Source organism: Nonlabens sp. Hel1_33_55, assembly GCF_900101765.1.
Lineage (GTDB): Bacteria > Bacteroidota > Bacteroidia > Flavobacteriales > Flavobacteriaceae > Nonlabens.
Genome location: NZ_LT627735.1, coordinates 2,440,537 through 2,461,663, shown reverse-complemented (window position 1 = coordinate 2,461,663; position 21,127 = coordinate 2,440,537). Strand labels below are relative to the sequence as shown.

The 21,127-nt window shown below is 40.4% G+C and carries 15 protein-coding genes; 6 read left to right on the top strand and 9 right to left on the bottom strand.

What is annotated here, in order from left to right:
- Position 1 precedes the first annotated feature (1 nt).
- From BLO34_RS11025 to BLO34_RS11015, 3 genes are read right to left on the bottom strand one after another with little or no spacing between them, the layout of a single operon-like run.
- Positions 2-1,570, bottom strand: a complete 1,569-nt coding sequence (locus tag BLO34_RS11025) for a hypothetical protein (RefSeq protein WP_090755322.1) — start codon at positions 1,568-1,570, stop codon at positions 2-4.
- 11 nt (positions 1,571-1,581) lie between these two features.
- Positions 1,582-3,039, bottom strand: a complete 1,458-nt coding sequence (locus BLO34_RS11020; RefSeq protein ID WP_090755321.1) for a RagB/SusD family nutrient uptake outer membrane protein — start codon at positions 3,037-3,039, stop codon at positions 1,582-1,584.
- Between the two features lie 11 nt (positions 3,040-3,050).
- A complete protein-coding gene (locus BLO34_RS11015) occupies positions 3,051-6,077 on the bottom strand; it encodes a SusC/RagA family TonB-linked outer membrane protein (protein WP_090755319.1) in 3,027 nt (1,008 codons plus the stop codon).
- A gap of 536 nt (positions 6,078-6,613) precedes the next feature.
- On the opposite strand from BLO34_RS11015, the gene BLO34_RS11010 reads away from it, so the two are divergent.
- The 3 genes from BLO34_RS11010 (at position 6,614) to BLO34_RS11000 (ending at position 10,479) form a co-directional block, all read left to right on the top strand.
- Positions 6,614-8,470, top strand: coding sequence for a flavohemoglobin expression-modulating QEGLA motif protein (locus BLO34_RS11010; RefSeq protein ID WP_231959475.1), 1,857 nt, complete (start codon positions 6,614-6,616; stop codon positions 8,468-8,470).
- Positions 8,470-9,513 carry a glutathione synthetase gene (locus tag BLO34_RS11005; protein ID WP_090755317.1) on the top strand — a complete coding sequence of 348 codons (1,044 nt, stop codon included), beginning with the start codon at positions 8,470-8,472 and terminating at the stop codon, positions 9,511-9,513. The genes BLO34_RS11010 and BLO34_RS11005 overlap by 1 nt, the downstream gene beginning before the upstream one ends.
- Positions 9,514-9,591: 78 nt before the next feature.
- Complete coding sequence (locus BLO34_RS11000; RefSeq protein WP_090755315.1) at positions 9,592-10,479, top strand: succinylglutamate desuccinylase/aspartoacylase family protein; 888 nt, start codon at positions 9,592-9,594, stop codon at positions 10,477-10,479.
- A gap of 75 nt (positions 10,480-10,554) precedes the next feature.
- Here BLO34_RS11000 and BLO34_RS10995 read toward each other — a convergent pair whose 3' ends face one another.
- A complete protein-coding gene (locus tag BLO34_RS10995; protein WP_090755313.1) occupies positions 10,555-13,425 on the bottom strand; it encodes a WD40/YVTN/BNR-like repeat-containing protein in 2,871 nt (956 codons plus the stop codon).
- Between the two features lie 171 nt (positions 13,426-13,596).
- Between BLO34_RS10995 and BLO34_RS10990 the strand changes: the two genes are divergently transcribed.
- Complete coding sequence (locus tag BLO34_RS10990) at positions 13,597-14,889, top strand: aminopeptidase P family protein (RefSeq protein ID WP_090755312.1); 1,293 nt, start codon at positions 13,597-13,599, stop codon at positions 14,887-14,889.
- Between the two features lie 69 nt (positions 14,890-14,958).
- Here the strand turns inward: BLO34_RS10990 and BLO34_RS10985 are convergent, their stop codons facing one another.
- The gene (locus BLO34_RS10985) at positions 14,959-15,690 is read right to left on the bottom strand and encodes a hypothetical protein (protein WP_157686772.1); all 732 of its coding nucleotides are present in this window, start codon (positions 15,688-15,690) and stop codon (positions 14,959-14,961) included.
- A gap of 111 nt (positions 15,691-15,801) precedes the next feature.
- On the opposite strand from BLO34_RS10985, the gene BLO34_RS10980 reads away from it, so the two are divergent.
- Entirely contained in the window at positions 15,802-16,158 is a 357-nt protein-coding gene (locus tag BLO34_RS10980; protein WP_090756620.1) for a hypothetical protein, read from the top strand.
- A gap of 110 nt (positions 16,159-16,268) precedes the next feature.
- Here the strand turns inward: BLO34_RS10980 and BLO34_RS10975 are convergent, their stop codons facing one another.
- From BLO34_RS10975 to BLO34_RS10960, 4 genes are all read right to left on the bottom strand, one after another.
- Positions 16,269-17,372, bottom strand: coding sequence for a CNNM domain-containing protein (locus BLO34_RS10975; protein WP_090755308.1), 1,104 nt, complete (start codon positions 17,370-17,372; stop codon positions 16,269-16,271).
- Between the two features lie 69 nt (positions 17,373-17,441).
- Positions 17,442-18,416 carry a porphobilinogen synthase gene (gene hemB, locus BLO34_RS10970; RefSeq protein ID WP_090755306.1) on the bottom strand — a complete coding sequence of 325 codons (975 nt, stop codon included), beginning with the start codon at positions 18,414-18,416 and terminating at the stop codon, positions 17,442-17,444.
- Positions 18,394-18,828, bottom strand: a complete 435-nt coding sequence (locus BLO34_RS10965) for a hypothetical protein (RefSeq protein WP_090755305.1) — start codon at positions 18,826-18,828, stop codon at positions 18,394-18,396. The genes hemB and BLO34_RS10965 overlap by 23 nt, the downstream gene beginning before the upstream one ends.
- A gap of 119 nt (positions 18,829-18,947) precedes the next feature.
- Positions 18,948-19,697 carry an SDR family NAD(P)-dependent oxidoreductase gene (locus tag BLO34_RS10960; RefSeq protein ID WP_090755302.1) on the bottom strand — a complete coding sequence of 250 codons (750 nt, stop codon included), beginning with the start codon at positions 19,695-19,697 and terminating at the stop codon, positions 18,948-18,950.
- 331 nt (positions 19,698-20,028) lie between these two features.
- Here BLO34_RS10960 and BLO34_RS10955 point away from each other — a divergent pair, with 331 nt between their 5' ends.
- Positions 20,029-21,033, top strand: a complete 1,005-nt coding sequence (locus tag BLO34_RS10955; protein ID WP_090755300.1) for an AAA family ATPase — start codon at positions 20,029-20,031, stop codon at positions 21,031-21,033.
- Positions 21,034-21,127: the final 94 nt, after the last annotated feature.

Sequence of the window (21,127 nt, the reverse complement as noted above, 5' to 3'; positions counted from 1 at the left end):
TTTAATTCGTTTTTATCAAATCGTCAATATAAATCGTTTCAGGATTGTCGGTCGCTCCTAAAGGATCAAAAAAGATGACAACGTTACGCAGATTCTCTGTGGCGTTCCCAGTGAAATTTTCAAATGTAAGTGTCTCCCATTGATTTGCTACGGTAGTTGTTACAGTAGTCACCTCTTGAAACTGGCTATTGTTGCCTACTTGTTCAAACTTGAGCCAAATTGGCAATCCTGCTCTTGGAGAATACACCTTCAAGGTGTAGCTGGTGGAGGCATCAAATGAAAGTGGTTCGTCAACGACTATCGCTACAAGAGCAAAATTGTTCCCACCAATAGCTGGTCTATCAAATTGCCCCACTGTACCAGACATGTTCCCTGGTCCAGATACTGGATTCTCAACTATTGAAAATCCTCCATTATTCGTTCCTATGTCGTACTGTCTTCTATCATCTTCAAAAGTCAGCGGCAAGAGTACCGGTGGTCCATCAGCTAATTGGATATCATCAAAGTAGTTAACGTCGCCAGTAGTAGTATTCCCTAGATCAAAGAACACTACAACACGCGTTATAGCCTGATCGAGATCAAGACCTGTTGTGTCAAAAAATAACGTTTCCCAATCACTACTTTTTGTTGTAAAAGAATCAAAATCAGGTGATTCGTAACTACGATCAGCGTTTTCAAATTTCATGGTCACTTTGGTTCCAATAGGCATAGGAGACCAAGTTTTCATTCTAAAGTTTTGAGGTCCAGAAAAATCAATCGGGTCAGTTAAAGGGGTGCCAACACCACCAAATACTTGATTACCTGTTTTTTCAATACTTACCACTTTAGTACTATTATTTCCAGCACTCATATCTGGATTATCTACAATTGATGCAATTGCTTCAAAAGAGCCTAGATTGTAATCTATAGTAGTAGATTCATAATCAAGAGGCAACATAACTGGTTCTGCTGGATTTTCTATTATTACCTCTTCGGCACTCTCGGTAATCGCGTTACCACCACTTAATGCTCTTACAGTAATCGTATAACTACCAATTTCAGAATACTCATAGGTCACTACATCATTCTCCATAAAGGTTACTGGCGTCATGTTGGGATCTTCACCAAAAGTAACCTCAAACGCAGTTTCAAAATCTGCCGTTGCTGTTACCGTAACTCCAAAGTTTGATGAAGCGCTTCTAGTTACCGTGACATTCAGATTTTCTGGAGCTCTAAAGGAAACTGTGAGATTTTTCACAACCTCAGTGGTTTGACCGCTAAGATTAGTAGCCACTACCCTTACAGGAAATGATCCTTCTGGATAGTTACGTTCTGCATTTTCACCTAAGGCTAATACTGCAGATTCTCCAGTTCCATCTTCAAAGAAAACTTCAAAGGAAGAAACACTCTTTCCAGATGGTGATAGGGTTACTAAGCCAGTATTATCTTGCGTGATACTGAATATAACATCTACTTCAGATGGAGCTTCAATTGCAGCCGTTAAATCCTTTACATCATCACTTTCACAGCTTTGAAAAAGCATAGTACTTCCGGCAATAAAAGCAAGCAAGAAAATTTTTATATTTTTCATTTCAGTATTTTTTAGTAATTAGGATTTTGCTCCCAGCGATTTCCTGCGAGTAATATTTCTTGAAGCGGAATAGGAAATACTTCGTTTTTGTTTGGTGTAAATCCATCTATTTCTGCAGCGGCGCGTCCAGTTCTTACTAAATCAAAGAAATGGTGGCCTTCACCTACTAATTCCAGTCTGCGATCTTGAAATATGGCATCGCGCAACGCACTTCCAGAAAGATCTAGATCGCCTAAATTGGCTCTTCTACGAACAATGTTTAGGTAATCGCGTGCAGGACCATCTCCTAGATTACCACTGTTATACGCTTCTGCAGCCATAAGATACACGTCTGCGAGACGTATGGCTCTATAATTATTAGGGTTAGTCAAATTGGCATCACCCGTATTTAAGTCACCTTGACGAGCAATATATTTTCTATTGTAATAACCAGTGTGCTCAAAACCAACTCTAAAGGTTGCATTATTTGCAGCGGCAAACTCATCAATATCCAGAATTGCCACATCTTTTCTTACATCATTGGGTGGGAATAAGTCCACTACTTCCTGAGTAGGAACATTGAAACTAAACCCTGAATCATATACGGGCCCGTCATAATTTCTGATTCCATTGAATCCAACTGCGACATTACCTTCACTACATTGCAAGCAACCAAAACCGGCACCTTCTAAGTCAGAGTATTGAATCTCAAAGACTGATTCTGAGTTGTTTTCATTGTCATTTTCAAAGATGGTAGAATAATCATCTACTAGTGAATATTGATTGGAAGCAATGAGATCATCTAGAACATTAGCTGCGTCACCAAACTTTTCTTGAAAAAGATACACTTTACCAAGAAGAGCTTGTGCACTTCCTCTTGTAGCACGTCCTACATCAGGTGTTGTATACTGAAGATTTTCAATAGCATACAAAAGATCTAATTCAATCTGAGCGTAAACTTCTTCTTTAGGAGTTCGATCAACATCAAATTGATCCCCAAATAAAAATCGTTGATCTACAACCAATGGAACATCTCCAAAAAACTTTACTAATTCAAAGTAATAATAGGCTCTCAAGAAACGTGCTTCTCCTAAAACTCTTGGTTTGTCAGGGAAATCTGTCTTATCCTGAAATTCTAGGATATAATTAGCTCTATTAACACCTGCAAACATCCATCTCCAAATATCGGATAATTGATCATTCACTGGTGTGTGAATCATATCGTCAATTTGCTGTATCCCTATAACATCTGTTGCACTTTCTCCACCTGCAAGAGTATTGTCAGAAGCAATATCGCCTAACATTACATTCAAATACGTGGATTGTAACAAATCATAGGCAGCAACTAGTGCGTTTTCATAATCTGCTTGAGAATTGAAAAAATTCTCAGAATTGGGATCTTCACTTTCGATTTCTAGATATTCCTCGCTACAGGCATTAAACCCTATAGCAGCGAGAAACAAAAGAATGTAAATCTTATATCTTTCCATTTTTCTATTTTTTAAAATTTCGCGTTTACTCCTACTAAAAATGTTCTAGCAACCGGATAGAATCCATTGTCAATACCACTTGCTAATGGATCTCCAGAACTAGCACTAGGATCAAAACCTCTATATTCAGTCAAGGTAAAGGCATTTCTAACAGATCCATATATTCTCAAACTGCTAAGCTGAACGTTACTTAACGCATTTTCTCCAAGAGTATAACCTAGCTGCAAATTTTGTGCCCTTACAAAAGAAGCATCTTCTACAAAGAAGTCAGAGAATACTTGATTTGCAGTCGCACCAGTTGTGACTCTAGGGAAGGAATTTGTTGATCCTTCACCAGTCCATCTGTTCAATGCATTTGTAGTTAAATTAGTTAAAGGTTGGTTACGTTCATAGTTACGCACCATATCGTTACCAATGGAGGCAAAGAAGTAGCTCTGGAAATCCCAATTCTTGTAATTAAAGCTCAAATTAAGTCCCATAGTTACGTCTGGCAGTGGATTACCTAATTCAACACGGTCATCCAGGTTGATCTCACCATCGTTGTTTGTATCTAGGTACCTAAAATCTCCAGGTTGAGCGTTTGCTCCCAGGGCACTTTGTGAAGGGTGCGCAGCTACCTCATCAGCATTTTGAAAAATACCGTCCGTTTGGAAACCATAGAAATAACCTATCGGGAAGCCTTCTTCAAATCTAGTTATTGGCGGTTGACCCACACCAAATCCACCAGCCTCTATAAAGCCATTATCATTATTTACAAAAAGAACTTCGTTATCTAGTGTCGCAAAATTGTAACTAGCATTAAAGCTAAAGTCGTCAGTCAAATCATCAGAATAGCCTATCAAAAATTCAATACCTGTGTTTCTAATATCACCTCCATTGATAAAAGGCGCGCTAGATCCAGGAGCACCTGAACCTAATATACCAGATACTGCAGGAGCAATTAGCAGATCTCGAGTCTCTCTTCTATAATAATCTAGGGTGACATTCATTTTGTTTGAGAAAAATTGCATATCCACTCCAAAGTTGGTCGTGAATTGCTCTTCCCATTTAATTTCTGGATTGCTTAGTGCTCCACTTGCAGTTCCGTTGATAATCTGACCATTGAAAACATATTGACCTTCACCAGTCAATAAGGACACATAACCAAATGCTGGTATTCTATCGTTACCAATCAAACCAGCCGATGCTCTGAACTTTAGAAAGTCAAAAATTTCGCTATCTGCTAAAAACTCTTCATCAGATGCTACCCAACCTATACTTGCTGATGGGAAATATCCAAACCTGTTTTCTGGACCAAATATGGTACTACCATCACGTCTTATGACAGCAGAAAATAAATACTTTCCATCATAGTCGTACTGAACCCTTACAAAATGTGAAAGCAAACGTTGATCAAATCTTCTGGCGCCATTCTCGTCGCCATCAATGATACGATCAGCACCTTCTAAGCTCACTTCATTATATTCATTACTCTCATTACCAAAACCTGTAAATCCATTAAAATCTCCACGTGTTCTAAAAGCACTCATACCTAGAGTAGCCTCAACATTATGAACATCATTGAAAGTGTTATCGTACTTAACAAAAGCATCATAAGTATAATCACTAAAGAAGTTTTCATACTCGCTATACACATTCTCAGTCAAGTTGAAAACCTTACCAGATCCGTAAAATGCTCTGGGATTAAAGTTGTTTCCAGACGCTTCAGAATAATTAGCTTGTATTCTAGCAGTAGCCTCAAAATTTTCTAGAAAGGAATAAGTCAATCCAAAGTTTCCACTAATCTTCCCTACATAATTTCTGTTATAGGTATTTGCCAGTTGTGCTTCTGGATTGATGACCTCATTACCTAAACCTTCAGCGATAGAAAAGTCTCCATTTTCATCACGCACTGGAATGGTTGGCGCCATGTTCAAAGCGTTAAATAGTACAGAACCTAAGCCACCGTCATTAATACCTTTATTGCTGGTATGAGAATATAAAAATCCTGTTTTCATTTTCAGATTATCGGTCCAATCGTGGTCAAAGTTTCCACGTAATGTAAATCGATCAAAATCAGACTTATCGCTTCCTACTATTCCGTCCTGAAGTAAAGCAGCCATTCCAAAAGCATAAACAGACTTTTCAGTTCCACCTCTAACAGACACATCATTGTTAAGTATTAGGGCATTATCAAAAACTTCATCTTGATAATCCGTATCGGTAAGGTTTGAAATATCTGTAAATGGTAATGCTTGACCATTATTTGCAAAAGCTTCATTCTTTAATAAGGCGTATTGTTGAGCATTTAAAGTTGGTAACTTTCTAGAGGTTTCTTGAAATCCACCCCATGAATTGAACTCAACGGTTAGGTCTTGATTTTTACGACCACCTTTTGTTGTTATAATGATAACACCGTTAGCAGCTCGCACACCATAGATACCTGCTGTGGCATCTTTTAGTACTGAAATACTTTCAATATCTCCAGGGTTAATTACACTTAGATCCTCGATTATGTTACCATCTACTAAAATCAAAGGTCTGTTATCTCCATTGGTAGAGATTCCACGTATTCTGATATTCAATCCAGCTCCTGGTGATCCGGATGAAGAAGTTACATTCACTCCAGGCACTTGACCTTGCAAAGCTTCTTCTACTCTAGTAGGCTTCAAGTTTTCAATTACCTCGCTATCAACAATACTTACAGCTCCAGTAATTTCTCTTACTGCTTGTGTACCATAACCTACTACAACGATTTCATCAAGAGAGGCTACATCGTCAAGTAGGCTGATCGTTAAAAATGATGAGTTCGCTATCGTGACCTGTTTTGCCACCTTGCCTATATAGGAGATTCTTAAAACATCACCATCAGAACCTGGAATGGTGAATAGGCCATCAAAGTCAGTGGTAGTGGCACTGTTATTATTCAAATTCTGTACGGTCGCTCCCAGTAAAACTTCTCCGGTAGATTGCTCTACAACCTTTCCAGAAATCATATTTCCTTGGGCAAAACCTACGGTTGCTAAAAGATAAATTAGTAAAAAAGTTAATTTTTTCATGAGAATTTGGTTTGTTAACTATAGGTAAGCTACAAAGTTGTAGTTCTGTTTGATAAAAATATTAAGATTATATTAAGAATCTGCACTGATCAACCTATAATTTAATGCTACAAACTGTAGAGTCCAATGAATACTAGTAAATAACATAAAATCAGCGATTTAAGGGTAATTGAAATTTTGAGTGAATGAATGAAAACTCACAATGATGAGGTTTTGTATAGGTGTTTTATCATATACATCATCTTTAACACGGTATTGAACCAAGCGGCTTCATCGAGAATATGTCAATATTTGCGTTGCGATCATAAGAATAGGCTTTTCCAAACCACTCTATATTTATGAAATTCACATTACAACCGTTAGAGACTTGTCAAATCAAACAGCCTTTTCTTTTTACGCTTTCGCGAAAGCGAACTCATCCACAATAATGGTGGTATTATCTCAACTTACAGCTCATTATATTAAAGTATTTTAAACGGCAGGAAAACTCCTGTTTAAAATAAGTACTTTGGGAAATCAACTAAAATTGAAAAGCCTTGGCTTCCCAAACATTTACTAAAGCACAGCAAAATGATACCATCCACGGTTTGATCGAAAATGTTTCGCAAGGTTTGCGTACCATGAGTAAATTAAAAGGAAATGGATTTATTCATTTAGAACCTTCGTTACCATTTTTGCTTATCTATCGTTCCCAGCCTAATGATGCAGGAACCAAAAGATTGGCGAAAAGCGGCGCTTCTTTTTTACTAATTGATGACCCACTAGAATTTGATTACAGTCAATTGATTACAGAGCTTAGTAAAGCAATGATAGCTAAACATCATGCCTTCCTACTTATAGATGTACTGGCTGGTGAGCGAGGAAATAACAATTTCAAGATCCATGCGCCAGCCTCTAGATTGCCAGCATCAGTAGAAGCTCTCAAACATGAGTTACATAAAATAAAGGTAAGTGATAATGGGCCGTATTTAGGTGTTGAGGTGGTCGATGAAGACATTGTAATGGATGGTGTACAAGTGATGCCGTGTTCACAGGATGAGATATTGGAATGTGGCGCTGCCTTAATTCATATCAAAGTCCCTCCAGTATATCGTAATGCAAAAGGAGTATTGTTTCCAGTATTCTTTAGAAGGTTTCGAGATCATCTCTCTAGAGCCTTACAAAAGGCCATATTTGAATTTGTACGGGTACAGACAACATCTGGTATTCCTAGTTTTACCGCAATAGGTAAGCGCAACGTTCATGAATCCCTATATAAACTGGATCAGGAGCTGACTAATATCGAATCGTCCTTCAGTCTATTGATGCTTGTAGCACCAGTAAATATTAATCAGATCAGAGACACTTTTTTTGATAGTGGATTCAAGGATGTTCTCGATTACCATTACCGGTTATTACCTGTTGACCCAGACAAATTGAAACGTAAGTTATTTAACCTGCGCATCGATGAGATCGATGACCCGGCGCTGGCTTATTTGTACAGTGAAAAACGGGAAGAACTAGAAAAGCAACTCTCCATGCTTAAAGAACGTGGCACCAGAAACTTTTTCTACAGCAGCATACGATTGTTTCATGGCGTAGAAAAAGATTTGAAAAAAGAAGCAGAAAGCATACTTTCAGTGCTAGGTGAAGAACAAGAAGTCGATCCTTCAGAAATGATGGACGCCATGGAATTTAAGAAAATGGCAGAAGATGAGTTTGATTTTTTCAGAAAACAGGATCCCAACTTTAGCAGTCATGTGCATATAAAGAAAGACCTAAATATTATGATGGTTTCTCAGGGCGAGTTCTACTTGCCTGAACAATACAGATTAACGCATAAAGAAGCACAAGCGCTGCTCCAGCACGAGATAGGCACACACGTATTGACTTATTATAATGGATCCCAGCAACCGTTGACTCAACTTAAAGCTGGTCTTGCAGATTATGACACCCTACAAGAAGGAATCGCCGTCATGGCAGAATATTTAAGTGGTTCATTAACGCCCAACCGCTTGCGTACCCTAGCAGGACGAGTTATTGCTGGTGATGCATTAGTCCAAGGTTGCGATTTCAAGGAGATGTTTGACCTATTGAAGAATACGTATGGATTTAGCAAGGATAGAGCCTTTAATATAGTTTCCAGAATGTTCCAAGGTGGTGGTTTTCTCAAAGACATTATCTATCTTAAGGGTTTTGTACAATTGCGCCACTACCTGAATTCTGGTGGTGATTTAGAAGTTTTGCTCGCTGGAAAGTTTGCCTTGCATCACGTAAACATTATTAGAGAACTGATTGATCGTGACGTGTTGGTAGCTCCTAAAATCAAGCCCAGATATTTGAATATGGATTGCTTTGAGGATCAAATGAAAGAAATTAATGCAGGAACTTATCTTGCCCAAATGATAAAATAATGAAGATCTGTTTTGTATTGAGTGCCATAGCCACAGAAGGATGCGGTACCAGCGTACGAATGATAACTGAAGCTCACAATCGCAATCACGATGTTTACGCTTGTGGCGTTGGTGGATTCACGTTTCATAGTGATAAACCTATAGATATAGAAGTGGTTCACATCGCCAAAAACTCCAAAGAACGATCTGCTCAAGAGATGTTGGAATACATGCAGCAAAAAGAAACGGAAATCATTAACTCCACAGACCTTGACGTGCTATTTCTAAGAAACAACCCAACAGAAGAAGAGGACAACAGACAATGGGCAGAATTTTCGGGAATTGGTTTTGGACAATTGATTCAGGACTCTGGAGTGCTCGTACTCAACGATGCACACACACTAGCAAATGCTTTTATAGACAAGCTCTATTTTGAATCCTTACCAGAATACATCAAACCTAAAAGTATTATTACACGTGATATAGACAAACTGATGGAGTTCTATGAAGAAATGGGACAGCAAATGGTTCTAAAACCACTAGAAGGTTCTGGTGGTCAAAATGTTTTTATGATCGATAAGCACGAGAAAAACCTCAATCAGATCATTGAGACCATCTCCCAAGAAGGATATATCATCGCTCAACAATTTTTACCAGATGTCAAACATGGCGACGTGCGTGTACTATTACTCAACGGGAAGATTATGGAAAAAGATGGCGTCAAGGGAATCCTGCGACGTGTCCCTAGTGAAGGAGAGTTTCGTAGCAATATGTCGGTGGGCGCAACCGCTGCCACGACAGAACTTACTCAAGCAATGCAGGATATTGTGGACATCGTTTCACCTAAAATCATCAAGGATGGATTGTTCTTTGTTGGACTGGACATTATCGACGATAAGCTCATTGAGATCAATTTATTAAGTCCCGGCGGGTTGGATTATTTTGAAGAGGTTGGCCTGCCAGACTTCTCTTCAAATGTTATTGAAGCCATCGAGCGCAAGATCCATTACAGGGATAAATACAAAGGTGAGTTGAGCAATAAAACACTTGCATCGATGGATTAGGTAATGTTGGATTAGTGTTCCGCCTCCGCGAAAGCGAGATCATTGAAAACCTCATTACAATCAAAACTCATTTGAATTATGGAAAGAATTATCGATAGATATACTAGTGGATTAGAAGGACCACTCGTTTTTGTAACTGCTGCGGTACATGGGAATGAACCTAGCGGAGTTGAAGCGCTCCAGGAAGTTTTCAAGCAATTAAGAGCTGCAAAAGCCAGCATAAAAGGAACTTTGATTGGACTGCGCGGGAATCGCTGCGCACTTAAAAAAGCAGTCCGATTTATCGATGAGGATTTGAACCGCACCTGGAAAGAATCAAAAATCGCAAAACAAATAAAGGACACTCACGAGGAACTTGAAATGGAAGAAATCATTGAGATTCTCGATATGGAAATGGCACATCATAGAGGGAAAAAAATGTACTTTCTTGATTGCCACACCACATCTTCCCAGAGCGCACCCTATATGTCCGTTCAAGTTAAGAATGACAACGATGAATGGGCACATCGTTTCCCAACTTATATTGTTCGAGGTTTTAGCGATATTGTCAATGGTAGCATTGACCATTATTTCACAGATCGAGGTTTGACTGGCTTCACCTTTGAGGCAGGACAACACGATGATCCATCATCTGCAAAACATCATCAGAGTATGATTTGGTTGATGCTAAAAGAAGCTTGTAACCTAGATCTAACGACCATTGCAACATATCCTAAATGCGTGGAAAGTTTGCAGAATGATGCTCCAGATCAAAAGACCTTTGAGATTATACATAGGCACGAGATCATGCCTGACGATGATTTCAAAATGAAACCAGGTTTTGACAATTTCCAGAAAATATCTACGGGTGAATTACTGGCCCACAATAATGGAAGCGAGCTCAAAAGCACATGGGATGCTTACATCTTCATGCCGTTATATCAAGGTCAAGGCAATGATGGTTTCTTTGTGATTCAAGAAGTCTAGATCACGTTCTTTCATGCATCAAACCTTCATAAGGTGCGGAATTAATTCCGCACCTTATAATTATTGAAAATTATATTACTTCACCTCTAACTTCTCACTCGCATTTCCACCTTTTCCAGAAAGCTTGACCGTATAAGTTCCTACTGGTAAATAATACATTCCATTATCGGCTTTATTGGGAGCGTCTTTTTTATCAAATCGCTTCACGCCAGATTCAGAAACTGATCCATTATATTCATAGAAATTCAAGCCTTCATCTGCTGTAAGCTCCATCTCTTGAATGGTTTTACCTTCAGCATTCATGACTTCCATTTTTATTTTACCATTTTCTGGACTGTAATAGGAAATCGCAACGCTTGGCTCTGGACTACTATCACTTAGAAATCTTGTAGCTCCGTAGCGCGAGCTAGCTCTAAATCCGTCAATAGTAGAAAGCTTCAGTTTTTTGCTATAATATCCCATGGCATTTTCATTGGATTCAGCTTTTGTCAAAGAAACTGATTCAAGATTAGCCTTGTAGATAGATCGACCGTGTGTACCAACTAAAAGATCCTTTGTTTTCGGTTGGATCTTTAGATCATGAACCGCTACTGGCGGCATATCTGAATTCAACACAGACCAAGCGCCAGTTTGTTCTGCTACCCAAACTGTATTATCTGTTCCTACAAAAACCATGTTCTCGTCTGTTGGGTGCTCAACAATCACATTTACTGGAGAAACTGGAAGTGAAGCTCCTATGTCGCTCCAAGTTTTTCCAGCATCATCGCTCATGTACACATAAGGTGTGAAGTCATCAGATCTGTATCCGTTTAGGGTGACATAAACGCGATCTTTTTTGTGTTGTGAGGCTACAACCCGACTTACCCATAAATCTGCTGGCCAGCCACCATTAAGTTTTGTCCAGGTGGCGCCACCATCTTTAGTTAATTGGACTAATCCATCATCAGAACCAGTATAGATCATTCCAAATTGAAATGGCGACTCGCTTATAGTGGTCAACGTTCCATAAGCAACATTACCTTCTTTGGGGCCTTGAGTCAAATCTGGTGATATAGCGGTCCATTCATCGCCTTGATTAAAACTGCGGTGCAATTTATTACCACCTAAATACAAGATATCTTGATTGTGCGGACTTAGTAAAATGGGCGTTTGCCAGTTGAAACGGTATGGTGATTCTCCTAATTCATGTTTTGGTTGAATGTATTCTCTATCACCAGTTTCTCTGTTGATTCTATAATAATTCCCAAATTGGAAACCTGTATAAACGATATCGCTATTTCTGGAATCGATCTGTACCTGCATACCGTCGCCGCCCATTATGGATTCCCATGGATATTGACCTTGCTGCTGCCAGGAACGATTCTCGCGAGCATTGTTTGCTCCTACCCAAACACCGTTATCCTGCAAGCCACCATAGACATTGTAAGGTTCTTCCATATCATAATTGATTGCATAGAACTGACCAACGCTAGGTGAATTGTTCTTGATCCATGTCTCACCGTCATCATAAGAAATATTCAAACCACCGTCGTTACCGTTAATTAGGTGACCGCTATCGTTAGGATCTACCCAAAGCGCGTGATGGTCTGCATGTACATTTTCTCTTGAAATATTGGTCCAAGTCTTACCACCATCAGCAGATTTTATGATGGGAACACCCATGACGTAAACCTTGTTGACATCACTTGGGTCAACGCGTACTTGAGCGAAATAATAACCGTAGCTAAAAAATACATCGTCAATTTGATCTTCATGTGTTTTTTTCCATGTCGCACCACCATCATCAGATCTGTACAGTTCTGCGCCTTTTACGGGTGTGTCAAATAGTTGGGTATTGGCATCTTCAAGATATAAAGCCAGATCTGCTGGTTTTGCAGCGCCGCTACGTATCATATTTTTGACATTTTGCGCTCTGTATTTTTCTTGAAAACCATTTTCTTTCAAATACTCATTCAGCGTGTCATCTTCAAGTGCAGTAAAGGCATCCATGGTCATTCCTTGAAAATCGTCTTTGCTCAATTTTTTGGAAGAACTCGCTTTCGCGGAAGCATCATCATCACTCTTTTCCCTTCTGAACTGCGAGTCATGAATGGCATAAACCGTATTCTCATCATAAACCGCAAGACCTATTCTACCTACTCCAGAACCTGTTGGGAAACCGCTGGCTGCAGTTGTGATTTTATTCCAGGTTTGACCAGCATCAGTGCTTTTGTAAATCGCACTTGCCTCACCATCACCGTCAAAATTCCATGCCTTGCGATCTTTCTCCCAACTCGCGGCAAACATGGTATTGAAATTATCTGGAACATACGCTAGATCAATAAATCCAGCCATATTGGTAGCAAATAATGTTTTATTCCAAGTGGTTCCACCATCCATCGTGGTGTAGATACCGCGCTCGTCGCTCAAGGTGTACAACGGTCCAGTAACGGCAACCACTAGATGATCCTTGTTTGCGGGATCGATCAAGATGCGACCTATGTGGTGTGATCCTGGCAACATGGGTTTACTCCACGTTTTACCCCAATCTGTCGACTTTAGCAACCCTACTCCAGCATAACTACTGCGGCTAGAATTATTCTCGCCTGTTCCTGCCCAGATGGTTTCAGAATCCCAATCAACAGCGATATCGCCCAGGTTAATAGTCAACGCATTGTCCATTATAGGCGTGAAACTGGTCCCGTTATTATTGGTATGCCACAAACCGCCACTCGCATAAGCGACCAGCATCTCTGTTGGATTTTCTGGGTTTACATCAACATCAACTACACGACCAGACATAATGGTTGGCCCTATATTTTCAAACTTGAGGTTCTTATAACGAGAATTCTCTGCGGTTTCCTGCTGCATTTGTAGGTCTGTAACGACCTTTTGGGCGCTAGTTGGCTGCTGTGCTGCAGCACCAGCTGATAATAACAATGATGCAAGTAGTATGGTATATTTCATGGAAAGAACTTTAATCTCGTGAAGATACGCAAGACGCCATACTTATGGAAACATGGTCATTTACAAATACTATAACACGATAAACTTGCTCAGATTCTTAATTTTGAGAGTTTCGCTTTCGCGAAAGCGTAACAACCACACCAACAATAACCATAAAAAATAAAAATTTCAATGAAGTACGATCCCATCGACAATACACTTTTCAAGACCAACCGAAAGAATTTTATGGCTCAAATGAAGCCCAATAGTCTTGCGGTTTTCAACTCCAACGATATTTTTAAAACCGGTGCAGATAGTACGATGCCGTTCAAACAGCATCGCGATATATTCTTTTTAAGTGGTGCAGATCAGGAAGACACTATTTTAGTATTGTTCCCAGATTGTCCAGATCCCGCACATCGCGAGGTCCTTTTTGTAACCGAAACCAACGACCACATTGCTGTATGGGAAGGCGAGAAGTTAACTAAGGAAAAGGCGAAAGAAATTTCAGGGATTGAAACTGTGTACTGGCTCAAGGATTTTGACAAGAAATTCTTTGAGATGATGGTACAGGCAGAAACTATCTATTTCAACACTAATGAGCACTACCGTCAGTCTGTTGAGATGCAAACGCGTGAGGACAGATTTATTCTCAAAACCAAAGCGCAATTCCCAGCACATAATTATGCTAAGAGTGCTCCTATTATGCAGCGCTTAAGATCTGTCAAACACCAGATTGAGATTGACTTGATGCAAAAGGCTTGTGATATCACTAATGCTGGTTTCCGCAGAGTGCTGAATTTTGTAAAGCCCGGCGTGATGGAATATGAAATTGAGGCAGAATACCTGCACGAGTTCATCAAGAGTCGTAGCGATGGCTTTGCGTACACACCCATTATCGCAAGCGGTAACAATGCTAATGTTTTACATTATATCGAGAACAACCAAAAATGTAAGGATGGCGATTTAATTTTAATGGATGTAGGAGCGACTTATGCAAACTATTCTGCAGATATGACCAGAACGATTCCCGTTGGCGGGAAATTTTCCAAGCGCCAGAAGGAAGTTTACAATGCTGTCAATGGTGTGAAAAATCAAGCTACAGAGATGCTTGTACCTGGAACCCTGTGGAAGGAATTTCACGTTGAGGTAGGAAAGATCATGACCGGTAAACTTATTGACCTAGGACTACTCGATAAAGCAGATGTTCAAAACGAGGACAAAGATTGGCCAGCTTATAAGAAATACTTCATGCATGGTACTTCTCACCACATAGGATTGGACACGCACGATTATGGATTGTTGTGGGAACCTATGCAAGCTAATAATGTATTCACGGTAGAACCAGGTATCTATATTCCAGAAGAAGGTTTCGGAATACGATTGGAAGACGACGTTGTCATACAAGACACCGGAAGCCCTAAAAATCTAATGGGCGACATTCCTATTGAGGCAGATGAGATTGAAGAATTGATGAATAAATAGAGATTCAAGAAATCACAAAAAAGCCAGTGCTGTTAAGCACTGGCTTTTTTATTTGGTCAAATTAAAAGCTTAGTTGGTCTCACCTTGAGGAGTTTCACCGGCTTTCAACTGGTTACAGTTGACTCCAGAATAAACATAGGTAACAGTGGCATCGTCTGCATCACTATCTAAAACCGCAGTGACACCATCTAGATTAAGAGAATATCCCAAGTTTGTTTTTTTAGGCTTAACGCTTAATGGCTTACTCAATTCATTGCGTTTAAGGTTCACGGTAAGACCGCTTGCAAGTTTATAATTGGGTGCATTATCATCACGTGACTGTAGGTTCCAGCCTCCTAAAATCCAGTCATCATCTCTCTGATTGAATTCTAACGTGATATGCTCTTCCCAATAAATGCTTTTTACCTGGCGACTATTACAATCTTCGTTGATTTTTGTGGAACTAGGACTGCCTACTAAACCTTTCATCTTTTCTAGAATCATCGCCTCATTCCTACCGAACATGATGATGTCTTGAGTCCCATCACTCTTTACAAAATTTATAGAAGTAGGCGTTAAGACAGCAGATTGATAACTCACGCTTTTAGCGCTATTCGTCGCACTATTATTTGCCCTAGAGTTAGGGTCAATGTTCTTTTTTTGAGCTCCATCAGAATCAACATTTCTATTAGAAGCATCATTGTTCCCTACGTTTTCGCTGGTTTCAGTTGATATGGTCTCATCAATATTGGTAGAGCTATCCTTTTTACAGCCGCTCAAGACGAGCAACATCAATATGGGAAATAAGCGTAAATTTTTCATTTGAATTGTTTTACCAAATGTAGAAATACTCGGTAACTTTTAGACATTTTGCTGCAAAAAGAGCATCACTTCATGCCGGTGCGGCCTTTCAAGCGGCTTACCTTTGTAGCCATGGCGAGAGATGAACAACTTAAGGAACGATGGAACCGTACAACCGCTTTTTTTCAGGAGCGTTTTAGCGATGGCGAGGCGATGGACCTTGACTCCATTCTATTTCTAATAGGCGTTCAGGAATTGGGGCAACTACATCGCAAGTTCAGGAAAGATGAGAAGTACCAATTGATGCACATTGCAATTTGCCGTGTGTTAGAGCCTTACGGTTATTACGAATTTTCCCATTTTGACGAAGAAAAATGGCCACATTATGCCGTTGTTCAAAAGTTGCCAGCGCTTAAGGCTGGTGAACAATCGCTACTCATGAAAGAGGCGATCGTGAATTATATGATGGACGCTGGAGTTATCGAATAACTGATAGCAGAATTGCTTATTGTTATTCATTAGTGCTAAAAATGCAGAGAGATTTATGGATAGTTCCGCTTTCGCGAAAGCGAACTAAAATCAAACGACCTTACAGGTAATTAGGCATCCTGCTCCTGATCTTCTGGCGGTTTCTCAAGCCCTAATTGTTTACTTCTTTTTTCCCAATTCTTGCGAGCGAGCATTTGCATGTCTTCTACATTATCGCTTTCATCCATGATCTCAAGTCCCAGCATGGTTTCTATCACATCTTCCATGGTGACAAGGCCTTGAACGCTGCCGTAATCGTCCAGTACCAGCGCGATGTGCTCCTTACTAGAGATCATTTGATCAAATAGTTGTGTAATAGGCATATCTAGACGTACCAAAGCAATCTCACGATGCAGGTCACCCAGAGTTTCAGCGGGCTTGTCGTGTATGATATCTTCCAGAATAGCATCTTTTAGAACGTAACCCGTGACATCATCCCGATTCTTATTATAAATAGGAATTCGTGAAAATCTAAGATCCTTGTCTGCCTCAAAAAACTCTTTGATGAGCATGGATTGTGGCGCCATATACATAACTGATCGCGGTGTCATGACATCCTTCACCTTGATCTTGTTGAAATTCATCAAGCTTTTAATGTACTGACCTTCAGATGGGTGAAAGACACCTTCTTCTTCGGCAGTTTCTGTTATGGAGAGAAACTCCTCGCGTGTCATCGTGTTCATATGTGCACTTTTACCTATCGCTCTTGTGGTCAACTGCAACACCCAAAGAATTCCAGTGTATTTTAAAACGGCAACCATACCAACGAGTACTCTTGTGGAAATGCCCGCAAGATTTTGCCAGTAAGTAGCACCGATAGTTTTAGGAATAATCTCAGAAACCACCAATATCAAAACCGTCATGATACCAGAAACGACACCAACAAGTGGTATGCCCAACACAGCCGCTTGAAAACCTTGCGACACCATACTTTCGGCTTGAACTCCAACTAGAATGGCACCTACCGTATGTGCCAGCGTATTGAGTGTCAAAATTGCGATAAGCGGCTTGTCAACATCATTTTTGAGTTGCGTCAACGCATCAGTATAAGTCGCGCCTTCTGTCTTTTTCATTTTTAAAAAAGTAGGCGTAATGGAAAGCAGTACGGCCTCTAGTATCGAACATACAAAAGAGAAAAAAATAGATACGATTGCGTAAAGGATCAATAATCCCATGAAAGTTGGTTTTTAGTAAAAATAGGAAAACCTTGTCGTGGTGGTCGTTAAGTTTTTGGGAAATAGCTATTAAGACAGCAACCTCACCACATCCTTAGCAAAATAACTCGCGATCAAATCAGCGCCTGCGCGTTTGATGGCAGTGACTTGTTCCATCATTACGGCATCGTGATCTAGCCAGCCTTTTTCTGCTGCGGCTTTTAGCATGGCGTACTCGCCGCTTACCTGATAAACCGCGATAGGCAGTTCAATCTCGTTGCGTAAATCGCGTACAATGTCCAGATAACACAACCCTGGTTTTACCATTAAAATATCAGCGCCTTCATCGATGTCCATCAAGGATTCTTTGATGGCTTCAGACCTGTTTGCAGGATCCATTTGATAGGTTTTCTTATCGCCAAAACCGGGTGCACTGTCCAGCGCATCCCTAAATGGACCATAAAACGCACTGGCATATTTTGCACTGTAACTCATGATGCCAGTGTCTGTAAATCCGTTTTCTTCCAGCGCTTCTCTTATATAAAGAATGCGGCCGTCCATCATATCGCTGGGCGCGACCATATCGGCACCTGCATGTGCGTGGGAAACGCTCATCTGTGCCAAAACCTCGCTCGTGGCATCATTGATAATCTTGCCATCTTCTACAATACCATCGTGACCGTAGCTGGAATAAGGATCCAGAGCAACGTCTGTCATCACATACATATCTGGAGCGGCATCTTTGACGGTTTTGATCGCTCGTTGCATTAAGCCGTCTTTATTAAGTGCTTCGGTTCCCTTATTATCTTTCAAGTTATCGGGAACTTTGACAAAAAGCAGGACGCTTTTCAATCCCATTTTCCATAGCAAGCGAACTTCATCTGCCAGCAGATCCAAACTGAACCTGTAATAATTAGGCATGCTCGCAATCTCTTCTTGTATTCCTTTGCCTTCCACTACAAATAAGGGCACGATAAAATCACTCGGCGTGATGGTCGTCTCGCGAACCAATGATCTAATGGCTTCACTGGTGCGTAATCTTCTATTTCGTCGTAGTGGATACATAAGGTAAATTCAGTTTTGTGAGTAATATCTCAAACTCGTTTTGATAATCATCTGTTTCAACAGTAACTTTTTTACTGTCATTATAGATCTCGATTTGGTAACCTCGGCTTAGCTCGGTCACCGTAGTATTATCGCCTGTTTGCAGGTAGCTGAGCGTTGTCGAAGCCACAAAGGTATTGATCAAGCGCACATCTTCATAGGAAAGCTCACGTCTTATGGTTTCGTTAGGACTAAAAAAGGCGATTTCATTATTAAGAAAACCCATTCGGTATTCATCGCCGTTCTCTAATGTATATCTAATTTGAAAATCCTGCGTATCAAAAATGGAGTTGATGTTTTCCACGCTGGGATCCAGCTGCTGCTGGCAGGATGTCGCTAGGAAAACTATTGATAAAAGAAATAATTTTTTCATAGAATCAATTTACGATCATTATCATCACAAGGTGCGGAATTAATTCCGCACCTTGTGATGTTTGAGGTAAGAGTGAAGTTAGGATAATCCTCAAGTCACCATATCAAACCATCAACTCATCAATCCTTATTCACAATCGTACTACTCGCCTGCGCCGTACACATCATCGTTAAATCTGCAATGTTAACATGCGCCGGACGGCTTATCGCAAAAAGGATGACATCTGCAACGTCCTGCGGTAATAATGGTTGGAAGCCCTGATAAACTTTATCGGCGCGATCGCTGTCGCCCTTAAAACGCACCTCGCTAAAATTGGTATGTACCAATCCTGGATTCACAGCACCTACTCTGATTTTAAACGGATTCAAATCAAGGCGCATTCCAGTCGTGATGGCATCCACGGCGTGTTTACTACCGCAATACACATTTCCCTTAGGATAAACTTCCTTTCCTGCGGTGGAACCTATATTGATGATGTGACCAGACTCTCGTTCCTGCATTTGCGGGATCACTGCGTGACTCACATACAACAAACCCTTCACATTGATATCCATCATCGCATCCCAATCCTCAAGATCTCCTGTTTGAATTGGGTCTAATCCATGCGCGTTACCAGCGTTATTGATAAGCACATCAATGGTGGCAAAATCAGAAGCTAGACCATTGATTTTATCAGCTACGGCTTTCTTATCGCGTATGTCAAATTCAAGAGTCGTGACGTCAGTTTTTGAGCTCAAGTCGCGCTGCAATTCTGCCAATTTTTCAGTGTTGCGTCCGCATAGGATCAATCGGCAGTTGTTTTTGGCAAGTAATTGAGCGGTTGCAAGGCCTATGCCGCTAGTGGCGCCCGTAATCAATACAGTTTTCATGACTCGTTTTTTGGTAAAGATAAAGAGAAGAGTTTTGCAATAGTTCTGATTAAACTTTTGGCACAGTTTTTTGTCTCACTAAATAGATGGTTAAGTGCAACGCGGTATTCGTTGTGTTTCGCTTTCGCGAAAGCGAACTATAACAAAACAGGTTTATGCTGAGCGTAGTCGAAGTACGAAAGCGAGAACAACACCGTCATCAGGCATTAAACGAACTTCATTTATAGGTTGTTAGATCTATAAGTGATTTTTAATTTTATGCCCATTTTAGGGTGCAACCATACAAGAAAAAGTATTTTTAGGAGTTGAAACGAGTATAAAAGTGGAACATATGAATCAGGAGAATACGGCGGTCGATATCGCCAGTATCAATGACAAGGTCCAAGCAGAAAGTGCGTTTATAGCGCCGCTGGTGGCAGAGATGAATAAGGTTATTGTGGGACAGCAATACATGATCGACCGTTTGTTGATCGGTTTGTTGGGACGTGGCCACATATTGCTGGAAGGAGTTCCAGGACTGGCCAAAACACTTGCCATTACAACGCTTTCACAAGCCGTGAGTGCAAGTTTTTCAAGAATTCAATTTACACCAGACCTTTTACCAGCAGATGTTGTAGGAACCTTAATCTACAACATGAAGGATGCTGATTTCTCTATACGTAAAGGACCGATTTTTGCAAACTTCGTCCTTGCAGATGAGATCAACCGTGCGCCCGCCAAAGTACAATCTGCACTCCTAGAGGCGATGCAAGAAAAGCAGGTAACCATTGGTGATACTACGTTCCCATTAGAGCGACCATTTTTAGTAATGGCGACTCAAAACCCAGTAGATCAAGAAGGAACTTACCCATTGCCTGAAGCGCAAATGGACCGTTTCATGCTTAAAACAGTCATTGATTACCCAACAATCGCTGATGAGCAATACATCATGCGAGCCAACTTGAAAAAAGAGTTCCCAAAACCAAATCCAGTAGTTTCTCCAGAGCAAATTCTACGTGCACAAGATGCCGTGGAGATGGTTTACATGGATGAGAAGATTGAGAAATATATTTTGGACATCGTTTTTGCAACCAGATATCCAGAGAAATACAATTTACCAGACTTGAAACCATTGATCAGTTTTGGTGCCTCACCACGTGGATCGATTAGTTTAGCAAAATCGGCGAAATGTTATGCATTTATAAAACGCCGCGGTTACGTCATCCCAGAAGATGTACGTGCCGTTGTTCTTGACGTTCTACGTCACCGTATAGGAATCACCTACGAGGCCGAAGCAGAGAACTACACCACAGAAGACATCGTGAACAAGATCGTGAATACGATTGAGGTACCGTAGGTCGCTGCGCTCCAAGTCCCAAAATTCCAAATTTCAAATCTCAAAAAGCTTATAACCACTTCGAGCGACAGTCGAGAAGCGGTTTGCATAAAAG

What these genes read in the sequence shown, in the direction of transcription:
- BLO34_RS11025 (WP_090755322.1), bottom strand. Translation starts at nt 1,570, where the DNA reads ATGAAAAATATAAAAATTTTCTTGCTTGCTTTTATTGCCGGAAGTACT.
- BLO34_RS11020 (WP_090755321.1), bottom strand. Translation starts at nt 3,039, where the DNA reads ATGGAAAGATATAAGATTTACATTCTTTTGTTTCTCGCTGCTATAGGG.
- BLO34_RS11015 (WP_090755319.1), bottom strand. Translation starts at nt 6,077, where the DNA reads ATGAAAAAATTAACTTTTTTACTAATTTATCTTTTAGCAACCGTAGGT.
- BLO34_RS11005 (WP_090755317.1), top strand. Translation starts at nt 8,470, where the DNA reads ATGAAGATCTGTTTTGTATTGAGTGCCATAGCCACAGAAGGATGCGGT.
- BLO34_RS11000 (WP_090755315.1), top strand. Translation starts at nt 9,592, where the DNA reads ATGGAAAGAATTATCGATAGATATACTAGTGGATTAGAAGGACCACTC.
- BLO34_RS10995 (WP_090755313.1), bottom strand. Translation starts at nt 13,425, where the DNA reads ATGAAATATACCATACTACTTGCATCATTGTTATTATCAGCTGGTGCT.
- BLO34_RS10990 (WP_090755312.1), top strand. Translation starts at nt 13,597, where the DNA reads ATGAAGTACGATCCCATCGACAATACACTTTTCAAGACCAACCGAAAG.
- BLO34_RS10985 (WP_157686772.1), bottom strand. Translation starts at nt 15,690, where the DNA reads ATGAAAAATTTACGCTTATTTCCCATATTGATGTTGCTCGTCTTGAGC.
- BLO34_RS10980 (WP_090756620.1), top strand. Translation starts at nt 15,802, where the DNA reads ATGGCGAGAGATGAACAACTTAAGGAACGATGGAACCGTACAACCGCT.
- BLO34_RS10975 (WP_090755308.1), bottom strand. Translation starts at nt 17,372, where the DNA reads ATGGGATTATTGATCCTTTACGCAATCGTATCTATTTTTTTCTCTTTT.
- hemB (WP_090755306.1), bottom strand. Translation starts at nt 18,416, where the DNA reads ATGTATCCACTACGACGAAATAGAAGATTACGCACCAGTGAAGCCATT.
- BLO34_RS10965 (WP_090755305.1), bottom strand. Translation starts at nt 18,828, where the DNA reads ATGAAAAAATTATTTCTTTTATCAATAGTTTTCCTAGCGACATCCTGC.
- BLO34_RS10960 (WP_090755302.1), bottom strand. Translation starts at nt 19,697, where the DNA reads ATGAAAACTGTATTGATTACGGGCGCCACTAGCGGCATAGGCCTTGCA.
- BLO34_RS10955 (WP_090755300.1), top strand. Translation starts at nt 20,029, where the DNA reads ATGAATCAGGAGAATACGGCGGTCGATATCGCCAGTATCAATGACAAG.